The 16,760-nt window shown below is 35.9% G+C and carries 17 protein-coding genes; 2 read left to right on the top strand and 15 right to left on the bottom strand.

All coding sequences use genetic code 11. The features are described from left to right. Positions 1 to 269 precede the first annotated feature (269 nt). From IJ535_RS09890 to IJ535_RS09925, 8 genes are all read right to left on the bottom strand, one after another. Positions 270 to 482: a hypothetical protein gene (locus tag IJ535_RS09890; RefSeq protein WP_294302026.1), complete on the bottom strand. Its 213-nt coding sequence runs from the start codon at positions 480 to 482 to the stop codon at positions 270 to 272. Between the two features lie 2 nt (positions 483 to 484). Then, complete coding sequence (locus IJ535_RS09895; protein WP_294302029.1) at positions 485 to 979, bottom strand: DUF3990 domain-containing protein; 495 nt, start codon at positions 977 to 979, stop codon at positions 485 to 487. Beyond that, positions 976 to 1,176: a DUF3791 domain-containing protein gene (locus IJ535_RS09900; RefSeq protein WP_294302032.1), complete on the bottom strand. Its 201-nt coding sequence runs from the start codon at positions 1,174 to 1,176 to the stop codon at positions 976 to 978. Before IJ535_RS09900 ends, IJ535_RS09895 begins: the two co-directional genes overlap by 4 nt. Before the next feature lie 156 nt (positions 1,177 to 1,332). Next, entirely contained in the window at positions 1,333 to 2,994 is a 1,662-nt protein-coding gene (locus IJ535_RS09905; protein ID WP_294302036.1) for a hypothetical protein, read from the bottom strand. Between the two features lie 24 nt (positions 2,995 to 3,018). Continuing rightward, positions 3,019 to 3,417, bottom strand: a complete 399-nt coding sequence (locus IJ535_RS09910; protein ID WP_294302039.1) for a macro domain-containing protein — start codon at positions 3,415 to 3,417, stop codon at positions 3,019 to 3,021. A gap of 55 nt (positions 3,418 to 3,472) precedes the next feature. After that, positions 3,473 to 4,342, bottom strand: a complete 870-nt coding sequence (locus IJ535_RS09915) for a B12-binding domain-containing radical SAM protein (RefSeq protein ID WP_294302040.1) — start codon at positions 4,340 to 4,342, stop codon at positions 3,473 to 3,475. 12 nt (positions 4,343 to 4,354) lie between these two features. Further along, entirely contained in the window at positions 4,355 to 6,313 is a 1,959-nt protein-coding gene (locus tag IJ535_RS09920) for an oxidoreductase (RefSeq protein ID WP_294302043.1), read from the bottom strand. A gap of 2 nt (positions 6,314 to 6,315) precedes the next feature. After that, the gene (locus IJ535_RS09925; RefSeq protein ID WP_294302046.1) at positions 6,316 to 7,149 is read right to left on the bottom strand and encodes an acetoacetate decarboxylase family protein; all 834 of its coding nucleotides are present in this window, start codon (positions 7,147 to 7,149) and stop codon (positions 6,316 to 6,318) included. A 185-nt stretch (positions 7,150 to 7,334) separates the two neighbouring features. Between IJ535_RS09925 and IJ535_RS09930 the strand changes: the two genes are divergently transcribed. After that, positions 7,335 to 7,853, top strand: coding sequence for a TetR/AcrR family transcriptional regulator (locus tag IJ535_RS09930; RefSeq protein ID WP_294302049.1), 519 nt, complete (start codon positions 7,335 to 7,337; stop codon positions 7,851 to 7,853). On the opposite strand, the gene IJ535_RS09935 is transcribed toward IJ535_RS09930, so the two are convergent. Both IJ535_RS09935 and IJ535_RS09940 read right to left on the bottom strand, forming a co-directional pair. Then, complete coding sequence (locus tag IJ535_RS09935; protein WP_294302053.1) at positions 7,831 to 9,843, bottom strand: right-handed parallel beta-helix repeat-containing protein; 2,013 nt, start codon at positions 9,841 to 9,843, stop codon at positions 7,831 to 7,833. The two genes, IJ535_RS09930 and IJ535_RS09935, sit on opposite strands and share 23 nt — an antisense overlap. Before the next feature lie 20 nt (positions 9,844 to 9,863). Then, complete coding sequence (locus IJ535_RS09940) at positions 9,864 to 11,216, bottom strand: MFS transporter (protein WP_294302056.1); 1,353 nt, start codon at positions 11,214 to 11,216, stop codon at positions 9,864 to 9,866. Between the two features lie 177 nt (positions 11,217 to 11,393). Here IJ535_RS09940 and IJ535_RS09945 point away from each other — a divergent pair, with 177 nt between their 5' ends. Continuing rightward, positions 11,394 to 12,401, top strand: coding sequence for an AraC family transcriptional regulator (locus tag IJ535_RS09945; protein WP_294302058.1), 1,008 nt, complete (start codon positions 11,394 to 11,396; stop codon positions 12,399 to 12,401). A gap of 205 nt (positions 12,402 to 12,606) precedes the next feature. Here the strand turns inward: IJ535_RS09945 and IJ535_RS09950 are convergent, their stop codons facing one another. From IJ535_RS09950 to acgA, 5 genes are all read right to left on the bottom strand, one after another. Further along, positions 12,607 to 13,389 (bottom strand): protein-ADP-ribose hydrolase, encoded by a 783-nt coding sequence (locus IJ535_RS09950; protein ID WP_294302060.1) that lies wholly within the window; start codon positions 13,387 to 13,389, stop codon positions 12,607 to 12,609. Positions 13,390 to 13,401: 12 nt separating this feature from the next. Next, positions 13,402 to 14,316: an SIR2 family NAD-dependent protein deacylase gene (locus tag IJ535_RS09955; RefSeq protein WP_294302063.1), complete on the bottom strand. Its 915-nt coding sequence runs from the start codon at positions 14,314 to 14,316 to the stop codon at positions 13,402 to 13,404. A gap of 17 nt (positions 14,317 to 14,333) precedes the next feature. Then, the gene (locus tag IJ535_RS09960; protein ID WP_294302065.1) at positions 14,334 to 15,281 is read right to left on the bottom strand and encodes an alcohol dehydrogenase catalytic domain-containing protein; all 948 of its coding nucleotides are present in this window, start codon (positions 15,279 to 15,281) and stop codon (positions 14,334 to 14,336) included. A 31-nt stretch (positions 15,282 to 15,312) separates the two neighbouring features. Beyond that, positions 15,313 to 16,377, bottom strand: coding sequence for a radical SAM/SPASM domain protein, ACGX system (gene acgM, locus IJ535_RS09965; RefSeq protein WP_294302068.1), 1,065 nt, complete (start codon positions 16,375 to 16,377; stop codon positions 15,313 to 15,315). A gap of 73 nt (positions 16,378 to 16,450) precedes the next feature. After that, on the bottom strand, positions 16,451 to 16,594 hold the full coding sequence (gene acgA / locus IJ535_RS09970; protein WP_294302071.1) for an ACGX-repeat peptide: 144 nt from the start codon (positions 16,592 to 16,594) through the stop codon (positions 16,451 to 16,453). Positions 16,595 to 16,760 lie beyond the last annotated feature (166 nt).

Consider the following 16,760-nt stretch of genomic DNA (forward strand, 5'->3'; position numbering starts at 1 on the left):
TAAGATCTGACTCTTGAAACTCTTTTCTGATTTTATTCCAGTTGTAATTTTTTCTTTTGACCATAATGTTTTCCTCCTGAAAGGATTATGGCATTTTGGGATGGGCTTTCCAAGACGGCCGTTCTAGCTACACTTACGTATGAAATTTCATTTTCATACTCACTATAAATCAGCATTAAACACTCAGCATATATTCTATTGTTGCTTCCACTTCCCAAATAATTAAAAAAACTATTAGGAATCATATCAAACAGCTTTGTCATTAATTTTCAATCCTTCGATTTATTTTCCATCTCTTCAAAAAACAAGCCTGCTATATACAACGCTGATTGTCCATACAGCCCTAAGTCATCATCTGAAAACAATTCTCCTATGGCAGATGTATAAAATCTATCCATAGCTTCTTCATCTGACCAATTATATTTAGATTGAATAATCTTTATTATCTCTGGTAATAAAGTTGCTCGAATAGTTGCATGCATAATTAATTCTCCACAATATATGATTTAATAAATTTTAATGATTTTATTGCCTTTTCAGAGCAAAAAGCAATTTGATTGTTAATCTTTTCAAATTTTAATCTTTCAACAGCATCTTCTTTTCTCATTATTCCTTGAAGGACATAAGAAACTGTTTCACCAACATTATCATCCGCAATTTTACCGCTAACTATATCATATCCATGCTTGAAATTTATATCACTTCTGCAATTTACAACCATGTCTAACCATTCAAGGGATGCACCTACAAACTCTTTAATTGAACACTCATCACTAGGTTGCCATTCATATATATTCACAACAGGTAAAACCTTTTTTTGTGCTGTCCTATTTTGAATTTTTGCGCGTCTAATCGCCCATCGTTCTGCCTGTTCTTGTATATCAGTAGTGTAAAATGCAAAACCAAAATCTCTACCAATTTCACTCTTTATGATTTTAGGCTCTTTTATTTCAATAGTTGTTCCATGATATAGTATCATGCCTTCCCTCCATCAAGATACTTTCTGCAAAAATCTATCATATATTCTACTCCCATACCGTGTAAATCAGCATAGTCATTCCTAAGTAAATCTAACAGGCCCTGCTCCTTAAATAGCTTATATACATAACTACTGGGTTTCTTAATGTAATCAGCATAATTCTCTATACAAAAAGATATAAACGACACTTTGCTCATAAGAAAAAACCTCCTAGAATCATTTTAAATGACACTAGGAGGTTTTACAATATTTAACTACACCGCAAACTCTATAGTTACCAACAAGAATTCTTAGTCAATATCATCCTTCAACAATAACTTATTTAACAAACTTGGACACTTCATCAGCCTTCACTACTTCTTATACAAAACATCATAGAATTCCACAGAATCATATCTGCCATGGATGGTCTCGTACTGATACTCCTGAAGCTGTTCGATTTTCTTTTCGATAGCATCCTGGCTTAAGGATTTGTCATTAGCATAATAGCTGGTAGCGCCCGTAGCATTTGCAAGGGCTTCTTCTGTCATTTCATCTTCTGAAGGGTAGCCATTGCCATCTAAGTCATCATAGTTGTCCATTTGGCAGGTGTAATCCTCTACCATTTTGTTATCATGAATTGATAAGAAATCAAGATAACAAACAATTCCAGCGTAATCATTATTCCAATATCTAATGCAGTTCTTCTTTGGTGAATATTCATAGTCAGCAACACCACCTGCTCCATAGCCAAATTCATCACCAAAAGGAACTACATGACCATCCTTGTAGGTGTAAAGATATAGATAATAACCATAATTATCTACTACAAGCTCAGGCACATCATCCTCATCTATGTATATAAGATTATAGCTATAATCTCCATCAAGATTAGTGATGCGGACAACCTGATTGTAGGCATCATTCCATGTATTATAGACAGCTGCCTCATTATCGCCTAAGAGATAGCTCTTCACATTAGGAATGTTTAATTCTTCTGTATAATAATTGCTTAGCCACTCAGATGCATCCTTTAGATAATTGTAGCCAGCTTCATCATAGGAAACACCATATTCGTACAATCCAACATGATCCTTACCATCACTGCCTTCTGCTATAACCACAATATCATCAGCACCATCTGCAGTAAAATCAAAGATTCCAACTGCTTTTACTGTTGTAAAATGCTCCTGATTAGCAAAATTATCTCCAAAGTAGTTTCCAAACCAAGACAGGCGCTTACCATCAACTGTGACAATCATATTGGCTTCATCTAAAGACTCAGGATTTCCTTGATATGTAATGAAGCGACCTGGTGCATCAATCCCTGGAACATTGATATCAAATGTTTGGGCTTCATCATTGCCAACCTCCCAGGCCCACACATTGGAAATCATCTTATAAACATCACCATTTTTTTCAAATGTTAATTCGATGTCAGGAGTTTCCCATACGTGCCAATCTACATCTTCGTTAGTATCGTTATGTAATTGGATTATATACAAATCCCCTAGCTTCTTTCCGCTGATGCAAGAATAAGACATCCAATTAGAATCTCCATGTAAAGAATAATAAGAATCATAATCCTTTACATATTCAAAGCCAATCTGCTCTTTCATATCCTCATACTGAACTCCAGCATGAGACTGAACAAACTGCTTAATATCATCTGCCCTAAGAACAATTAAATCGCCACATTCTTCATCTAAGGATGCTTGCTTATAAAAAGCATCCTTTTCTTCCTCGGAAACATCAGTAGCACTAATTCCCGCTCCGTTATATAGTACTTCGCTCCAGTCAATATCATTTACACTGTTAAATGGTCGTACTAAAAATCCATTGTACTCTGTAGTACCAAATAACTCCGTAAATGAATTAAGTTCGTCCTGTGTAAGCTCCACTGCCTCCTCAGATTCTTTAATATCACTAGCCTGAATATTCTGATTATCTGATTCTACCGATTCTTCTTTGTTCCCACAGGCGATTAGAACTGTAAGCATAGAAAAAACCATAATTACTAAAAATCTATTTTTCATATACTATTATCCCTTTACTAATTTTTAATGCATCAATATCTTATCATAAATATCTAAATCTATGTCTTTAAATACATTAAAAATTATATTCATATCACTATTCATCGTATTAAGCCATTTTTTAACTGGCCCTACTGTATGAATAACATATTCACAAGGTAAATTATAGGCCAGAGTATTCTTTGCCTGACCTACAGGTTCTTCATAACCTTGCTTTTTCATAATATCTGCACACTTTAGACGAAGCTGAATACCTGCTTTAGAATGGATAATATTTGCGACACCCTTCTGAATCACACAGCTTATCACTGCGAGATTCGGCATCGTTAAGGGAGTCGCTATGGACGAAAAAATCGTCATAGCAACTCTTTTTTGTTGAAATTCATCTATATATCTCTCGCACCCCTGTGTGTAATATTTCATTTTTTTTACTTACTCCACTGCTTCATGCTGACTTAGTTATATATCTTTTATTCTTTTATAATCCTCGATAGTTTTCTACTCTCTTTGCAGATTCACCTAGCATGGCATTATCCAAAACATTTATTATCTTTTCCTTATCTGAATAAATATCACCCTCTATAGGAACATAGTTAGAGGCATGTGAGCTAGTAAAAAACATATGTCTCTTATCAAGCTTTTCCACTAACCATTTTGTCTCTTGTAAGCACTCGACATCTGACAATACCTTAAATTTACCATCAGAAATATCCTTGTACATAGGAGTACCTTTTACTGGCATATATGTCATAGCAGCAAGATTTTGTGGTTTTATTTCATTTATAATTTTAGCAGTAGAAATAGCATTATCTTTCGAGCGTTCTTGTCCTGCCAGTCCAATCAAGATTATTGCATATAAATCAATCCCTGTTTCCACTATTGCCTTGCCAGCATCTGTCATCTGCATGACATTCACGCCCTTATGCGTGTCTGTCAAAACCTTTTCATCCCCTGTTTCAACGCCAAGATATGCTTTTGTAAGGCCTGCATCCTTCAAAAGTAATAACTCTTCTTTGCTTTTTGCTAGTATTCCTTTTGCACTTGCATAAGTAGCAATCTCCTTAACCTCTGGAAATACTCGTTTTATCTTGTGAAGAATTTTTAATAAGTCAGATGTATCTACTGAGATTGCATCCCCATCACATAAAAATATTTGATCAAGGCTACCGTAGTATTTCTTTGCCATATCAATATCTTCAAGTACTTCAGAAAGAGGGCGAACCCTATACTTTTTATCCTTAAACATTCCGCAGAATGTACAGGCGTTATGTGAACATCCTATTGTTACCTGAAGCAAATAGCTTTGCCATTCACTAGGTGGCCTATACATATTTCCTTCGTAGCGCATACTACACCTCCTTTAAATCCTATATGCTATTTTATATGCTTCATGAACTGCATCTCCTATACGTCTACCAGCACATTTCGCATCTCCTATTACAAATACATTGCTCAAATCATTTAATAAATCCTCATAGCTGTTTACCGATTTCACACCAAGAGAAATTACTACACTATCACACGGTATCTCTACTTCAATGTCAGCGTTGTCAGCAACAATTACTGCATCAGAACGAATCTCCAATAATCGATGCCCTGGCATAGTACATACTCCAAGCTTTGCTAATGTACCACGCTCATCCATAATAACCGTTTGCCCTCCACCTGATCCGCATACATCTTGCATTTCTACAATCGAAACTTCATTTCCAGCAGTTTGAAGTGCTATGGCCGTTTCCATTCCTGTTAATCCAGAGCCAACCACAATTACACGTTGATTTGCCAATGTGACTTCTCCCTTAAGTATTTCAACGGGCGTATATACATTGTCATTATTAATACCTGGGATTTTACTCGGCCTAATTGGTTCTGAACCAGTGGCAATAATTGTTACATAAGGATTCAATGCTCTAATTTCTTCAGCTGAAACAGTTGTGTTCAAACGTAAATCTACTCCATAATCTTTAAGTTTTTTTGCAGCATATACGATAAAGTATCTCATTTTTTGCTTATGAGGAGGAAGTGAAGCTAAATACAACTGACCTCCAAGATAATCGTTTTTTTCAAATATGGTTACATCATAGTTTCGTTCAGCCAAAATTATAGCTGCTTCTAATCCTCCTGGTCCAGCTCCAACAACCACAGCTTTTTTCCCATTTCCATTCTTTTGAAGCTTCGTATATACGGTTTCATTTCCCATTTCTGGATTTACAGCGCATTTTGCATGGGCACCGCCTGTTACCAAACTTTCTCCAGCAGTATCAAAACAATAAACGCAGCTCATGCATTTTCTTATATCATCATCATTTCCTGATAATGCTTTGTTACCAAAATCAGGATCACATAACCATGGGCGACCTAACGCAACAAAATCAACCTTATCTTCCTCAATTAGTTTATTTGCGAAGCCAGCTTCTCTAATTACACCAGTGGCTGCTACTGGAATATTTACATTGTTTCGTATTTCTGTAGCAAACGGGATTTTCCATCCTTGCTCATAAGATGTAGGTTCAACTATAGTAAAACCAGTAGCATAGGTTCCTGCGGAAATATTCAATAGCGAAACACCTGCATTTTCGACTGCTTTAGCTGTTTCTATCGTCTCTTCAACTGTAATCCCCGATGTAATTCCCACATTATCAAGAAATTCGCTGCTGGATAGTCTCACTGAAATAGGATAATATTCACCACATTTTTCTTTAATATTTTCTATAATCTCTAGCAAAAATCTTCTTCTGTTTTCCGCTGAACCACCATACTCATCTGTTCTTTTATTATCATTTGCACTCAAAAATTGTTGTATTAAATATCCATGAGCACCATGAATTTCCACGCCATCTACATTAGCTTTCTTTGCTCTAAGCGCAGCATCTCCAAATTGTTCCACAAGTTCATGTATCTCTTCAATGGTTAACGACCTTGTTGGTTGAGGTGCAGCAACTGATGGAATAGCTGATGCCGATACTAACTCCTCTGTTCCTGTAAGCTGAGTGTATGTTTCTCTTCCTGGATGATGTAACTGAACAAAAATTTTTGAGCCATATTTATGGATTTCTTCAGCAAGCTTTGTAAATGATGGAATATTATCATCCGTTGATAAAGATAGCTGGTCATACTCTCCTATTCCATGACCTTCACATACCCTTGTGATTTCAGTGATTATAAGACCACAGCCACCTTTAGCACGTCTTGCATAAAAGGCAATAAAGTCTTCTGTCGCTTCACCTTCATGATTTCCCAAGCCTACACCCATAGCTGTCATAATCAGTCTATTTTTTATTTCTAAGTTACCGATTTTAGCAGTAGTATTTATTTTCATGATTATCTTTCTCCTTTTAGCAATGCTACCTTGTCAAAACGAGTACTCATCAATTTTGGAATAACTTTCTTGGGGTCTGGATTCCCAACAATATACAAATCTTTCATTTCTAAGTCATTTACACTATAAGCTCCACCCATGTTTTCAAATACAGGAAACTCTCCCCATGCATCATTTTCACTGGAATATAATCTAACAGATACCTTGCCTGGCTCCCATTTGTGATATGCATATTCCGCCTCGTTAGAGATTAAATTGACTTTTTTATAAATGGCTTTTCCATTTTCATCAGGTTCTAGCACTGTGTGAAAATAAAAACTAGTGCCGCCAGTTTTCTTACCAGCAGTGGGATTATTATAAATGTCTCCCACAGCTGGATTATTATATTCACCAAGCTTAATAGAAACATCTAAAAGCAAAGCACCTTTTCTCTTAACCATGCCCCGCAAAACATCTCCATCTCTCTTTATTGAGATGTCATCCTCGTTCTCACATATCTTCTTAGAAAGACCAGTTTTTTCTCGTCCTAAATATGTGGCCATTTCAGCCCCTGGTCCACTTAATAGAAATGTAACAGGATACATTCCAACTTTACCATTCAGCTTCACATATACTCCTAGCATAGCCTCCATATATCTTTCACCAAATGAAGCATTCTTTATTTCAACTATATACCCTGATACTAGAGGAGATGCTACTTCTAAAGGTTCAGGAAGTACATTTGCAATTACTCCTAAATCGCTCATAAAAGTAAAATAAATACCTTCTTCATTTCCCATAATGGCTGAAGGTTCTAACAATGCTTCTTCAGAATTAAGAACTATTTTCGTTTTCATTACTTACCAATCCTTTCCTTAAATCAAAACTCTTACAACACTTTAGATTCGCCAGCATAAATATGTTGCAAGTTGTAACAGGTTGTATTAATATCATATCAAGTATTTATCAGATAACAAGATGCCACCCTGTAGCAAATTTGCAAAAAATGTAACACATTAAAATAATCATAATGGGGATTTCAATGGATAAAAGAAAAGAAGAAAATCTAAGAGTAAAACATTCTATTGTTAACAGCTATTTTGAATTATTGAAAAAATATCAAAATGATAAAATATCAGTTTCCATGATTGCCAATAATGCTTCTGTATCCAGAATGTCCTACTATCGCAATTTCGATAGTAAAAACGATATTATCATTTATTTCCTTGAATCAGTTTTTCAGGAAATTAAATCCCAGCTTCCAGAAGATTGTACTTTTTGGTCTAAGGAATATGGATATGTATTTCTAAAGGTTCTTTACAAATATAAATCAGAATTTTTGTTATTAGATTCCATTGGATTTATGGGATTGGTTCAGACCATGTTTAATGAAGCAAATATAGATTTAGGCGGCGACATTCCGCACAAATCAGTAAAACGATACTACTTATATTTTGCGTCTGGCGCCAGCCTAAATGGAATTATTGAATGGTTCAGAAACGACTGTAAAGAACCATTAGAAGAATTTTATCAAACACTTATTGAATTTTTGGGATTTTAATCTCATTGCTTCCTATGCTAAATGGTCCTGGGATAGTAGACAATGCTCTATGATTTCCAAGAAAATCATAATCGAATACGATACTACTTCCATCAGGATTTTCAAATCGCTGCTCTGGCTCGAAGGCCTCACCCAATATGTCGCTATTAATGATATTCACATTAAAGCCCTTTATAATGTCATAAATATTTGTTTTAAGCGAGTATTGTCCATTATTTTCACTTAACTCAATGGATACCTCTCCATCATCACTAAAGAATAGCTTCTCATTTTTCCACTGCTTTGCGCCAGAAAGGTACGCGTTTCCATCAATCCATACTGGAAGGTGATTCATGTGTGCTTCCTGCATTTTGAACATATCGGCTTCGCCTTCCAAATCAAAAGGCTTAACCCACTCATCATATGTAGGGTATTCATCAAAAACTGATGTTCCAGCAATCTGATTGTCACTCATCAAAAATCCCATGTCTTCTTTAACCTCAGGCTCTTTTACAGGACTATATTGTACAAAGATATTATTATATATTCTGTCGTCTCCGTGAAGGATTGTCATAAAACCAGCTACCTCTGTTCTATGCTTGATATGGTATGGAGTATATCTTACATTAAGAACACCGTTTGGCATCATAATATCTGTACCACTTCCAATAGATGTAAGTGCTCCTAGGAACAAATTATGCACAAGAGCTACTCCTTCAGTTGCAAGTCTGCAGGAAACCTTTGATAGACAAATATTATTGTCAATTAAAGTTGGACCATGACCAACCTCGATAAAAATATCCTGTGACTGCATTGCTCCAAGAGGAGTCTTTGTATCCTCGGATGGGGCATGATTATCATGGAATAGATTTTGAGTAATTCTGGTTCCTTGTGCCTCCCAATCACACCAAATACCCATAGTTGAATGATGTATATGATTTCTCCTGATGACCACATCAATGGCAGCATGTAATTTTATACCTGCTATTTCTGCCCCACCTAATTGTTGCATATTATTTATGTTGTGTATATGATTATCCTCAATTAATGAGAAAACACAGCCTTGACGGCCAACAATACCAGTCTGCTCACAGTGATGGATATGACATCTTCTTACTATATGGCCGCCTATTCTTTCTTTCACCCAGCCATGATACTGTCCTCTGCAAACTGCATCTCTTTCCATTTGGGTAGGGCTTTTTACATGCTTATTAGTAAAATAATGGTCATTCTCCGGGTCATAATACTTTCCAAGTGAAATTCCACAGCACTTACTATTACTTATTTCACAGTCTTCAATAATCCAGCCCTTGGCCCAATGAGGGCCAATTAATCCATCCTGATAAGCTGCTGGAGGAGCCCAGGTTGTGGCTGCCTTATCCATAAAAAATCCGCTGACAGTAATATAATTAACTTCATTCTCAGTAGGCATGAAGCAATTCCTTCTCACATTAATATCTACCTTCTCTTCATTAGGATTTTTCCCTTGGAAATTTGCATAAATTACGGTCTTGCCATCCTGTTGCTCAGTATACCACTTATAAACAGACCATTCTCTTTCCCACGAACAATCATAAAACTCCCCCTTGATACATTCCTCTAAAGTCTCTGTCTCATATAATTGTCTGTCATCAAGATATACCGCCCCAGTATGTCTTTTTACTGGATTAAAATACCAGTCTCCTCCAACGATTGTGGTGTATGGATTGTAATCGTTAAATACACTATTATTAATTTTACACATCCAGACGTTATCCTTATAATGCTCCCATACTGTCACTATCTCAGCACCTGTGATGTGTGCTCCAAGAGGTTCTTCACTTCTATAAACTATTCTATTATTTTCTTCTCCAGCATATTTTGGCTTCACATGCTCCCTATAAATTCCTGGTGCAACAATTATTTCGTCTCCAGGACGCGCTATCTGCGCTGCATCATTGATTCTTTTAAATGGTGATTCCTTTGAACCATTGCCATCCTTTGGTGTATTACAATTAACATAAATAAGCATTATTCTATTCCTCCATCAATTCATTTTCCAAATTCTGCATTAGCCTTCTCAACATTTAAGAAAGCAACTACGATAAATTCAGCAATCAAGAATACAAATGGGACCAATACATACATTAGTGTTATCACTGAAAGAGCGCTATCTGGCTGAATTTCAGCAGCACCATCATACTGTCCCCATGCAAGCAACCAGCCCGCAACAGCAGTTCCTATACCTGCACCAACCTTCATACCCATTGATGAGCATGAAAACATTGTTCCGTCAATATGTACACCATCCTTTTTGAAGGTGTAGGTTGCTGCATCAGAAATAATCGCATTCAAATCACCAAGAAGTGGTGAACTAAATAACCCCTTAAGTACTATGAATATAAGCATCAGCGGGATAATCTTATTATATCCTGCAAACACTACTACTCCTGCCGTAATAACAGAAAGTCCAACTCCCACCAAGTTTGTTTTATAGATACCAAACTTCTTAACTATTGCTGGAACAAAGAATAATCCCACAACTGATGGCAGCATAGATGCCATTGAAAAATTACCATAAGTACCTGCATCACCCAGCACATAAGTACAGAAATAAACACCTGCAGTATTCATAATTGACATTGAGCAATATGTGATTATATACACACCTAAAATCATCAAATAGTATTTATTTGTAAGAAGATATTTGAAGGAATCTACTATACTATTCTTTTCCTCTTTTACCACTTTTTTGTCAGCTTCTTCTTCGGGAAGCTCTTTAACCATTAAGCAGCTGATAGTATTTACAACTACTGCAATAAGTGCATATATAATAGCTACTGTTCTCCAGCCTGTTGCTCCACCTCCGAAGGATTCAACAAAACCTAGAGTCTTATAAGCTATAAAGAGATTTGTTCCCAAGGAAAACATAAATCTGATAGAACCAATTTGCACTCGCTCATTTGGATTTCTAGTAATTAATGATGTAAGTGAGGCGTATGCAATATTATTAGCTGTATAGAACACACCATTTAAAGCGACGTAGACAACAAAGAAATATGCATATTGCGCTCCATCAGACAATGCTGGGATAGAAAATAGCATTATCAGCAAAATTGACACACCAAATTGAGCACCAAACATCCATGGTCTTGCTTTTCCCATTTTAGTATGTGTTCTATCTACCAATGTGCCAAAGAAAACGTCACTAACACCATCAAAAAGTCTTGCGACTAACATTAATGTTCCAACGATACCAGAATTCATCCCCACTATATTGGTGAGGTAGAGCATCAAAAAGCTTCCGATTAATCCATAAGCACAATTGGCAGCTAAATCGCCAGAGCCATATGCAATCTTTTGATACCATTTCAAATACTGTTTCTTTTCTAAATTACCCTCCATAACGTATCTCCTTCTCAAAAAAATATTGATATGTTTCATAATCACAGTATATAATCAGTTAAAGCTCTATTAAATGTCGTGAAACGAAAGGTTATTGCAATTATGTATCCAAATCCGACTTCAAGTATAACGGAATCAAATATTTTCACAGAAACTTTCTCTATTTCTAATACATTTTTGACTTATAAAAATTGGGGAAGCAAATATTCTGAATCTGTGGAAATAGGAATGCCTTACATGATTATGTATGAATCAATAAATAGCTTTAACAATCATGCTATATATACCGAGTTTACGGAAACCAATCAAAATATCATAAACAATTCCTACGAGTACATGCTATCCTATGGTCCACGTCCCCTTCACTATCACAATTTCTACGAATTAACCATTGTATTATCTGGGGAGTTAACATTACAGATTGAAAATGAAAAACGCACCTATCGTCCTGGTGATTGCTGTATATGCAATAAGAACATCAGACATAAAGAAATTGCAGAAATAGAAAATGCAAATTATGAAATTGTGTTATTCATGCTAACAGAGGAATATCTTAAATCATTGTTGGAGGGTGATTTAGTCTATGATACATCAGGAAATCATACCGCTAGAAATACCTTCTTTTACAAGCTGTTTAAGGATAATGCCAAGAACCATTTCTTCGACGCAAAGGAATATATTGAATTTAGGATTAACCATGATTTTGATTCCAATGATTACTTTAAGCTTTTAAACGATATGATACTTACAATCAGAAGTTCAAGGGCTGGGAAGAGCTATCAGATGAAAGCATTCTTCTGCCAGTTTATCGAAATGCTTGAAGATAAGAACAGATTTGATATTAATATAAACTGGGCCAAGCTTTCCAACGAGGACGTCATTCTTTATAAAGTTGGAAATATACTACAAGAAAATCCTGTCAACTTTAATAATGCCTTTTTAGAGCAGGAGCTTGGCTACAATGCGGACTATATAAACAGAATAATAAAAAGACGAACTGGGGTAACCTTGTCCGAATTTTGCAGAAATTATTTACTAGAACTGGCTGCAGTACGCCTAGAAAATACATCAGATAAAATCACCGACATATGCAACGATTTAGGCTACAGTAACAGAAGCTTTTTCAACAAGCTGTTCCTAGACAAATATGGTCTCACTCCATCTGAATACAGAAAAAGACATTAATAAAAAATGAGCTCGCCATTCTCTGCTCCACATGGTTTACAGTCTTCCTCCAAGCTATAGTGACAGCGTCAACTGTCTATCTATCCATGATTTCTGCGGTACATCGTGAATCTTATCACCCTCCATGTAATTGCCAATTAAAAAAGGTGATGATGGATCATGTAATTTACTTAATTCTAATTCATCATAAAAAACTCCTTCCAGCTTAACCATTTAAGAGTTTTTCATATATCTTCAAATCAATATCCTTATATACATTGAAAACAACCTTCATCTGACTACCAGTCTCATCAAGCCAATTTCTAACCGTCTCCACAGCAATTTCAGCAGCTCTCTGATTTGGGAACATGAAAACACCGGTAGAAATGCAACATAAAGCAATACTCTTTACGCCATTCTCTTCTGCAAGATCTAAGCATGACTTATAGCAGGATGCCAATAATTCTTCATGTTCCTCTGTTAGTGGCCCATCGACTATAGGACCCACTGTATGCAATATATACTCGCATGGTAAATTATATGCCAGAGTTATCTTCGCTTGGCCTGTTGGCTCAGGATGTCCTTGCTTCTGCATTATCTGAAAACACTTCTGGCGTAACTGCATACCCGATTTCGAATGTATAATATTATCGATGCAATTATGAAGTGGCTGAAAACATCCGCACAGCTGTGAATTTGCCGCGTTTACGATGGCATCTACCTTTAATCTGGTAATGTCTCCCTGCCAGATATAAAGATTTGGATTTGATTCAACAGGCTTCAATTCATCTATTGAAACATACCCATGGGTTGCATTATCTTCACCTAAATATTCATCCTGAATCTCAAGAAACTCTTCACTAATATCTTTGGGCTCCCTTACATTCATAAGTGCTCGAAGGAAATCTTTTTGCCCCTTCTCATCTGATGGAATATCGTAATTACGATAATAATCATCCTCCTTCATCAGCTCATTTATAAGCCACAATCTTCGTTCATTTTGATTCATAATCCCCTCCAGTTATTTCAGCATATCAATGACTTCATCAATGTCACCATCAATGCAAATACTCTGATTTTCTATTTCTTTAGGACAATAGGCCTCTCCAAAATTTATACAACCATAAACAGCTTTTTTATTTTCGGCTGTCATATCCCAAAATGGATATTTAATTATGCCAGGCGTGTTGCTTCCTACTCCTAATTCTAAAAAAAGCACATGTTGCTCATTATGATTCCTTAAGAACTCTGTATAAGCATTGGCTGCCCTGTGCCATCCCTCATCCTCTACAAATTTATTATCCGCCCTAAGATTTGTCGTCATAGGACTGCCATCTATAGGACATTTAGGTATTAATTCTGATGGAATTGACATCGTAATACTTTGGTCGGATGGAACAGTAAAAATGCCACTTGAATTCTTTACAAACCCCTGTGCTTCCATTGCCTCCATTACCCACTGTTTGTTATCAAAAGTCCGTCTAATAGCAGGATTGACACTCTGGAATAATCCATAATCTCCCTGTGTGTAAAATAACCTTTTTTTATCAAAACCTGCTTTCTGAAAACAATGGTCTACATTAGTAGTGATTACAAAATAGTCCTTAGCTCTAATTATATCAAAAAGCTTGTGATAAGTATCTTTAGGCGGATCCATATATCTATTAATATAAATGTATCTAGCCCAATATGCCCAGAATATTTCTGTCTTTTCAAATGGATAAAAGCCCCCTGTATACATATCTACAAAACCATATTTTTTTGAATAGTCAAAGAAATACTTATCAAAGCGTTCTCCAGTATAGATAAATCCAGCTGCAGTAGACATTCCCGCACCAGCGCCAATTACCACGGCATCAGCACATGCAATCTCATCCTTAAGCTGCTTGATTTTGTCATCAAAATTCTTTTCTCTAAATTGTAAAATCTTACTCATGGTTACACACCCCTTATTTACATTGTAACAACAATCTTTCCATCTACACCACCTGAATCCTGTGCTTTTATTGCACTTTTAATATCATCAAATTTAAAAACCGGACCATATTTAGGAGCAATTTGATGCACATTGATAAACCTAAACATATCATCAACTATTTCTTGTGTAGGATAATTAGAATAAAAGCCAGTAAGATACACTCTATTTGGAATATCCTTTATAGGATCAAATCCATTTAAAGAGTATACTCCACCCAATATTCCTGTCTGACAAACTAATGCACCTTTTTCCACTGCTGTAAGTGTGTCAGTTAAATTTCTTGGTCCAACTAAATCCAGAGCCTTCGTCACTCCACATATTTTTTTAGTCAACTTGCCATCATCTATTATTACCTGATCTGCTTCAGATAGGTCGGATATATATTTTTCTTTATGAGTTGTGGCTATCACCTTGCATCCCACAGCCTTGGCCAACTGTATAGCAGCTCGTCCTAATGCACAGCTTGCACCTCTAATTAGAAGTGTATCTTCATATTTCAGATTCAAAGATTCAAAAAGAGAACCCCAGGCTGTATAGTATGTCTCTGGAATAACCGCAAGCTGCTCCCATTTTAAATTGCTTTCAATAGCAAAAACATGATGAGCAGGAAGCAACGCATATTCAGCATAACTTCCATTAAAACTTCTTCCCATTCCACCCATCATCGCTATTACTTTTTGACCACTCTTAAAGTCTGTGTCAGATGCATCAACAATTTCTCCCACACATTCTATTCCTGGTATGATAGGCTTCTTTATATAATCATATTTTATCTCATTTAAACGAAGAATTTGCTCGGAATGATTCAAGCCAAAAGCTTTGATTTTCACAAGAACCCATCCAGGTATTACTTTAGGTACTTCCACATCGACCAATTCCATATTATCTGATGAGGTAACATCATTTATTACTACTGCTTTCATTTGTCTCTCCTATCAATAACTACGAAAATACTCAGTCAAGGATTAGTAGTTCTGATTTACATGAGCTCTTATCTAACCAACACTGTGGATCATCTGCATAAAAGCTTCCATGTGTTCCATTTGCTACCGCCGGACATCCTCTACACCATGGCTTAAGCTTGCACTTATTACATTTCTCAAACTTTTCGTATATACGATAATCTTCAAACTTTGTTTCCCATAAATCCGATATTTTATCAACAAATACATTTCCAACTTTGCTATTGGCAACTCTTCTGCATGCATATATATCTCCAGTTGGCAGAATGGTAATATGACAATTTCCACAATTACAGCCGCCATAAATCATATCCGGATCTATATTATCCGGAATATGAAATTCTCCTATTTCATATTCATACAAAGTCCAAAGATGATCCTTTTTATTAAAAAATGTATCACAGCCTTTAGCTTTATAAGCCTTATATTTTTTATCACAGGTTGCTAACAGTTCTCGATACTCTTCCGATGTCAAGGAAGCATCTAAATCTCCACCGCTTGGAACATATCTAGCAAAAGCAAAAACATTTACTCCAGCCTTTACTACTTCATCAATAATCCCAGGAACCTCATTAATATTTGTCTTTGATACTGTTGTCATGATGATACTTCTAATTCCCGATTTATTTAGGCAATCTACTTTTTCTAATGTACAATCAAATGAGCCTGGCTTTCTAAACCAATCATGAGTTTCACGAAGGCCATCTAGAGACATCTGATACTTTTCACATCCTGCTAATTTAAGTTTTTTACATACATCATCAGTTAAGTGAAAAGGATTTCCTAAAATAGTAAACTTTATATCATGCTTATGAATTAATTCTAAAAGTTTCCAAAAATCCGGGTGCAAAATTGGATCTCCACCCGTTATATAAAAATATGGAGTTCTTCCATACACGTTACAAAAATCTATGCAATTATAAAAAGTGTGCTCCATCTGCTCCCAATTCATGGAATCAATGCAGGTATGTTCACCACTTGAATATATATAACAATGCTTACATCTTTGATCACATTCATCTGTTATGTGCCATTGAAATGAAAAATAAGGTTTCACGTTCCTTTACCTCCTAAGAGATGACCTCCAGCTATGCAACTGGAGGCCACTTGTCAAAACTCTAATTGGATAATTACTTATCACCTGCGCCACAAGCTGTTCCACAAGCTGCTGGCTTCTCATCAGGCTTTTCATCACCAGCTCCACAAGCTGTACCGCAAGCTGCGGCCTGTGTAGCCATTCCATTAACCCAACCGTTAAGATTTGATAATGCCATTTGAATTTACCTCCTACTCTTTTTTTAAGGCTTATCGCCTTCAGTGATTAAACTTTATCATCATCCTTTTATTTAAAAAAGTACGCACTTTTTTATTACCTAGTTACCTTTTTGTAACCCATCGACGAAATATTATTTTAATGTTATATTAAATCTATATTTAGAA

The organism is Pseudobutyrivibrio sp. (assembly GCF_017471675.1).
Classification (GTDB): Bacteria; Bacillota; Clostridia; order Lachnospirales; family Lachnospiraceae; genus Pseudobutyrivibrio.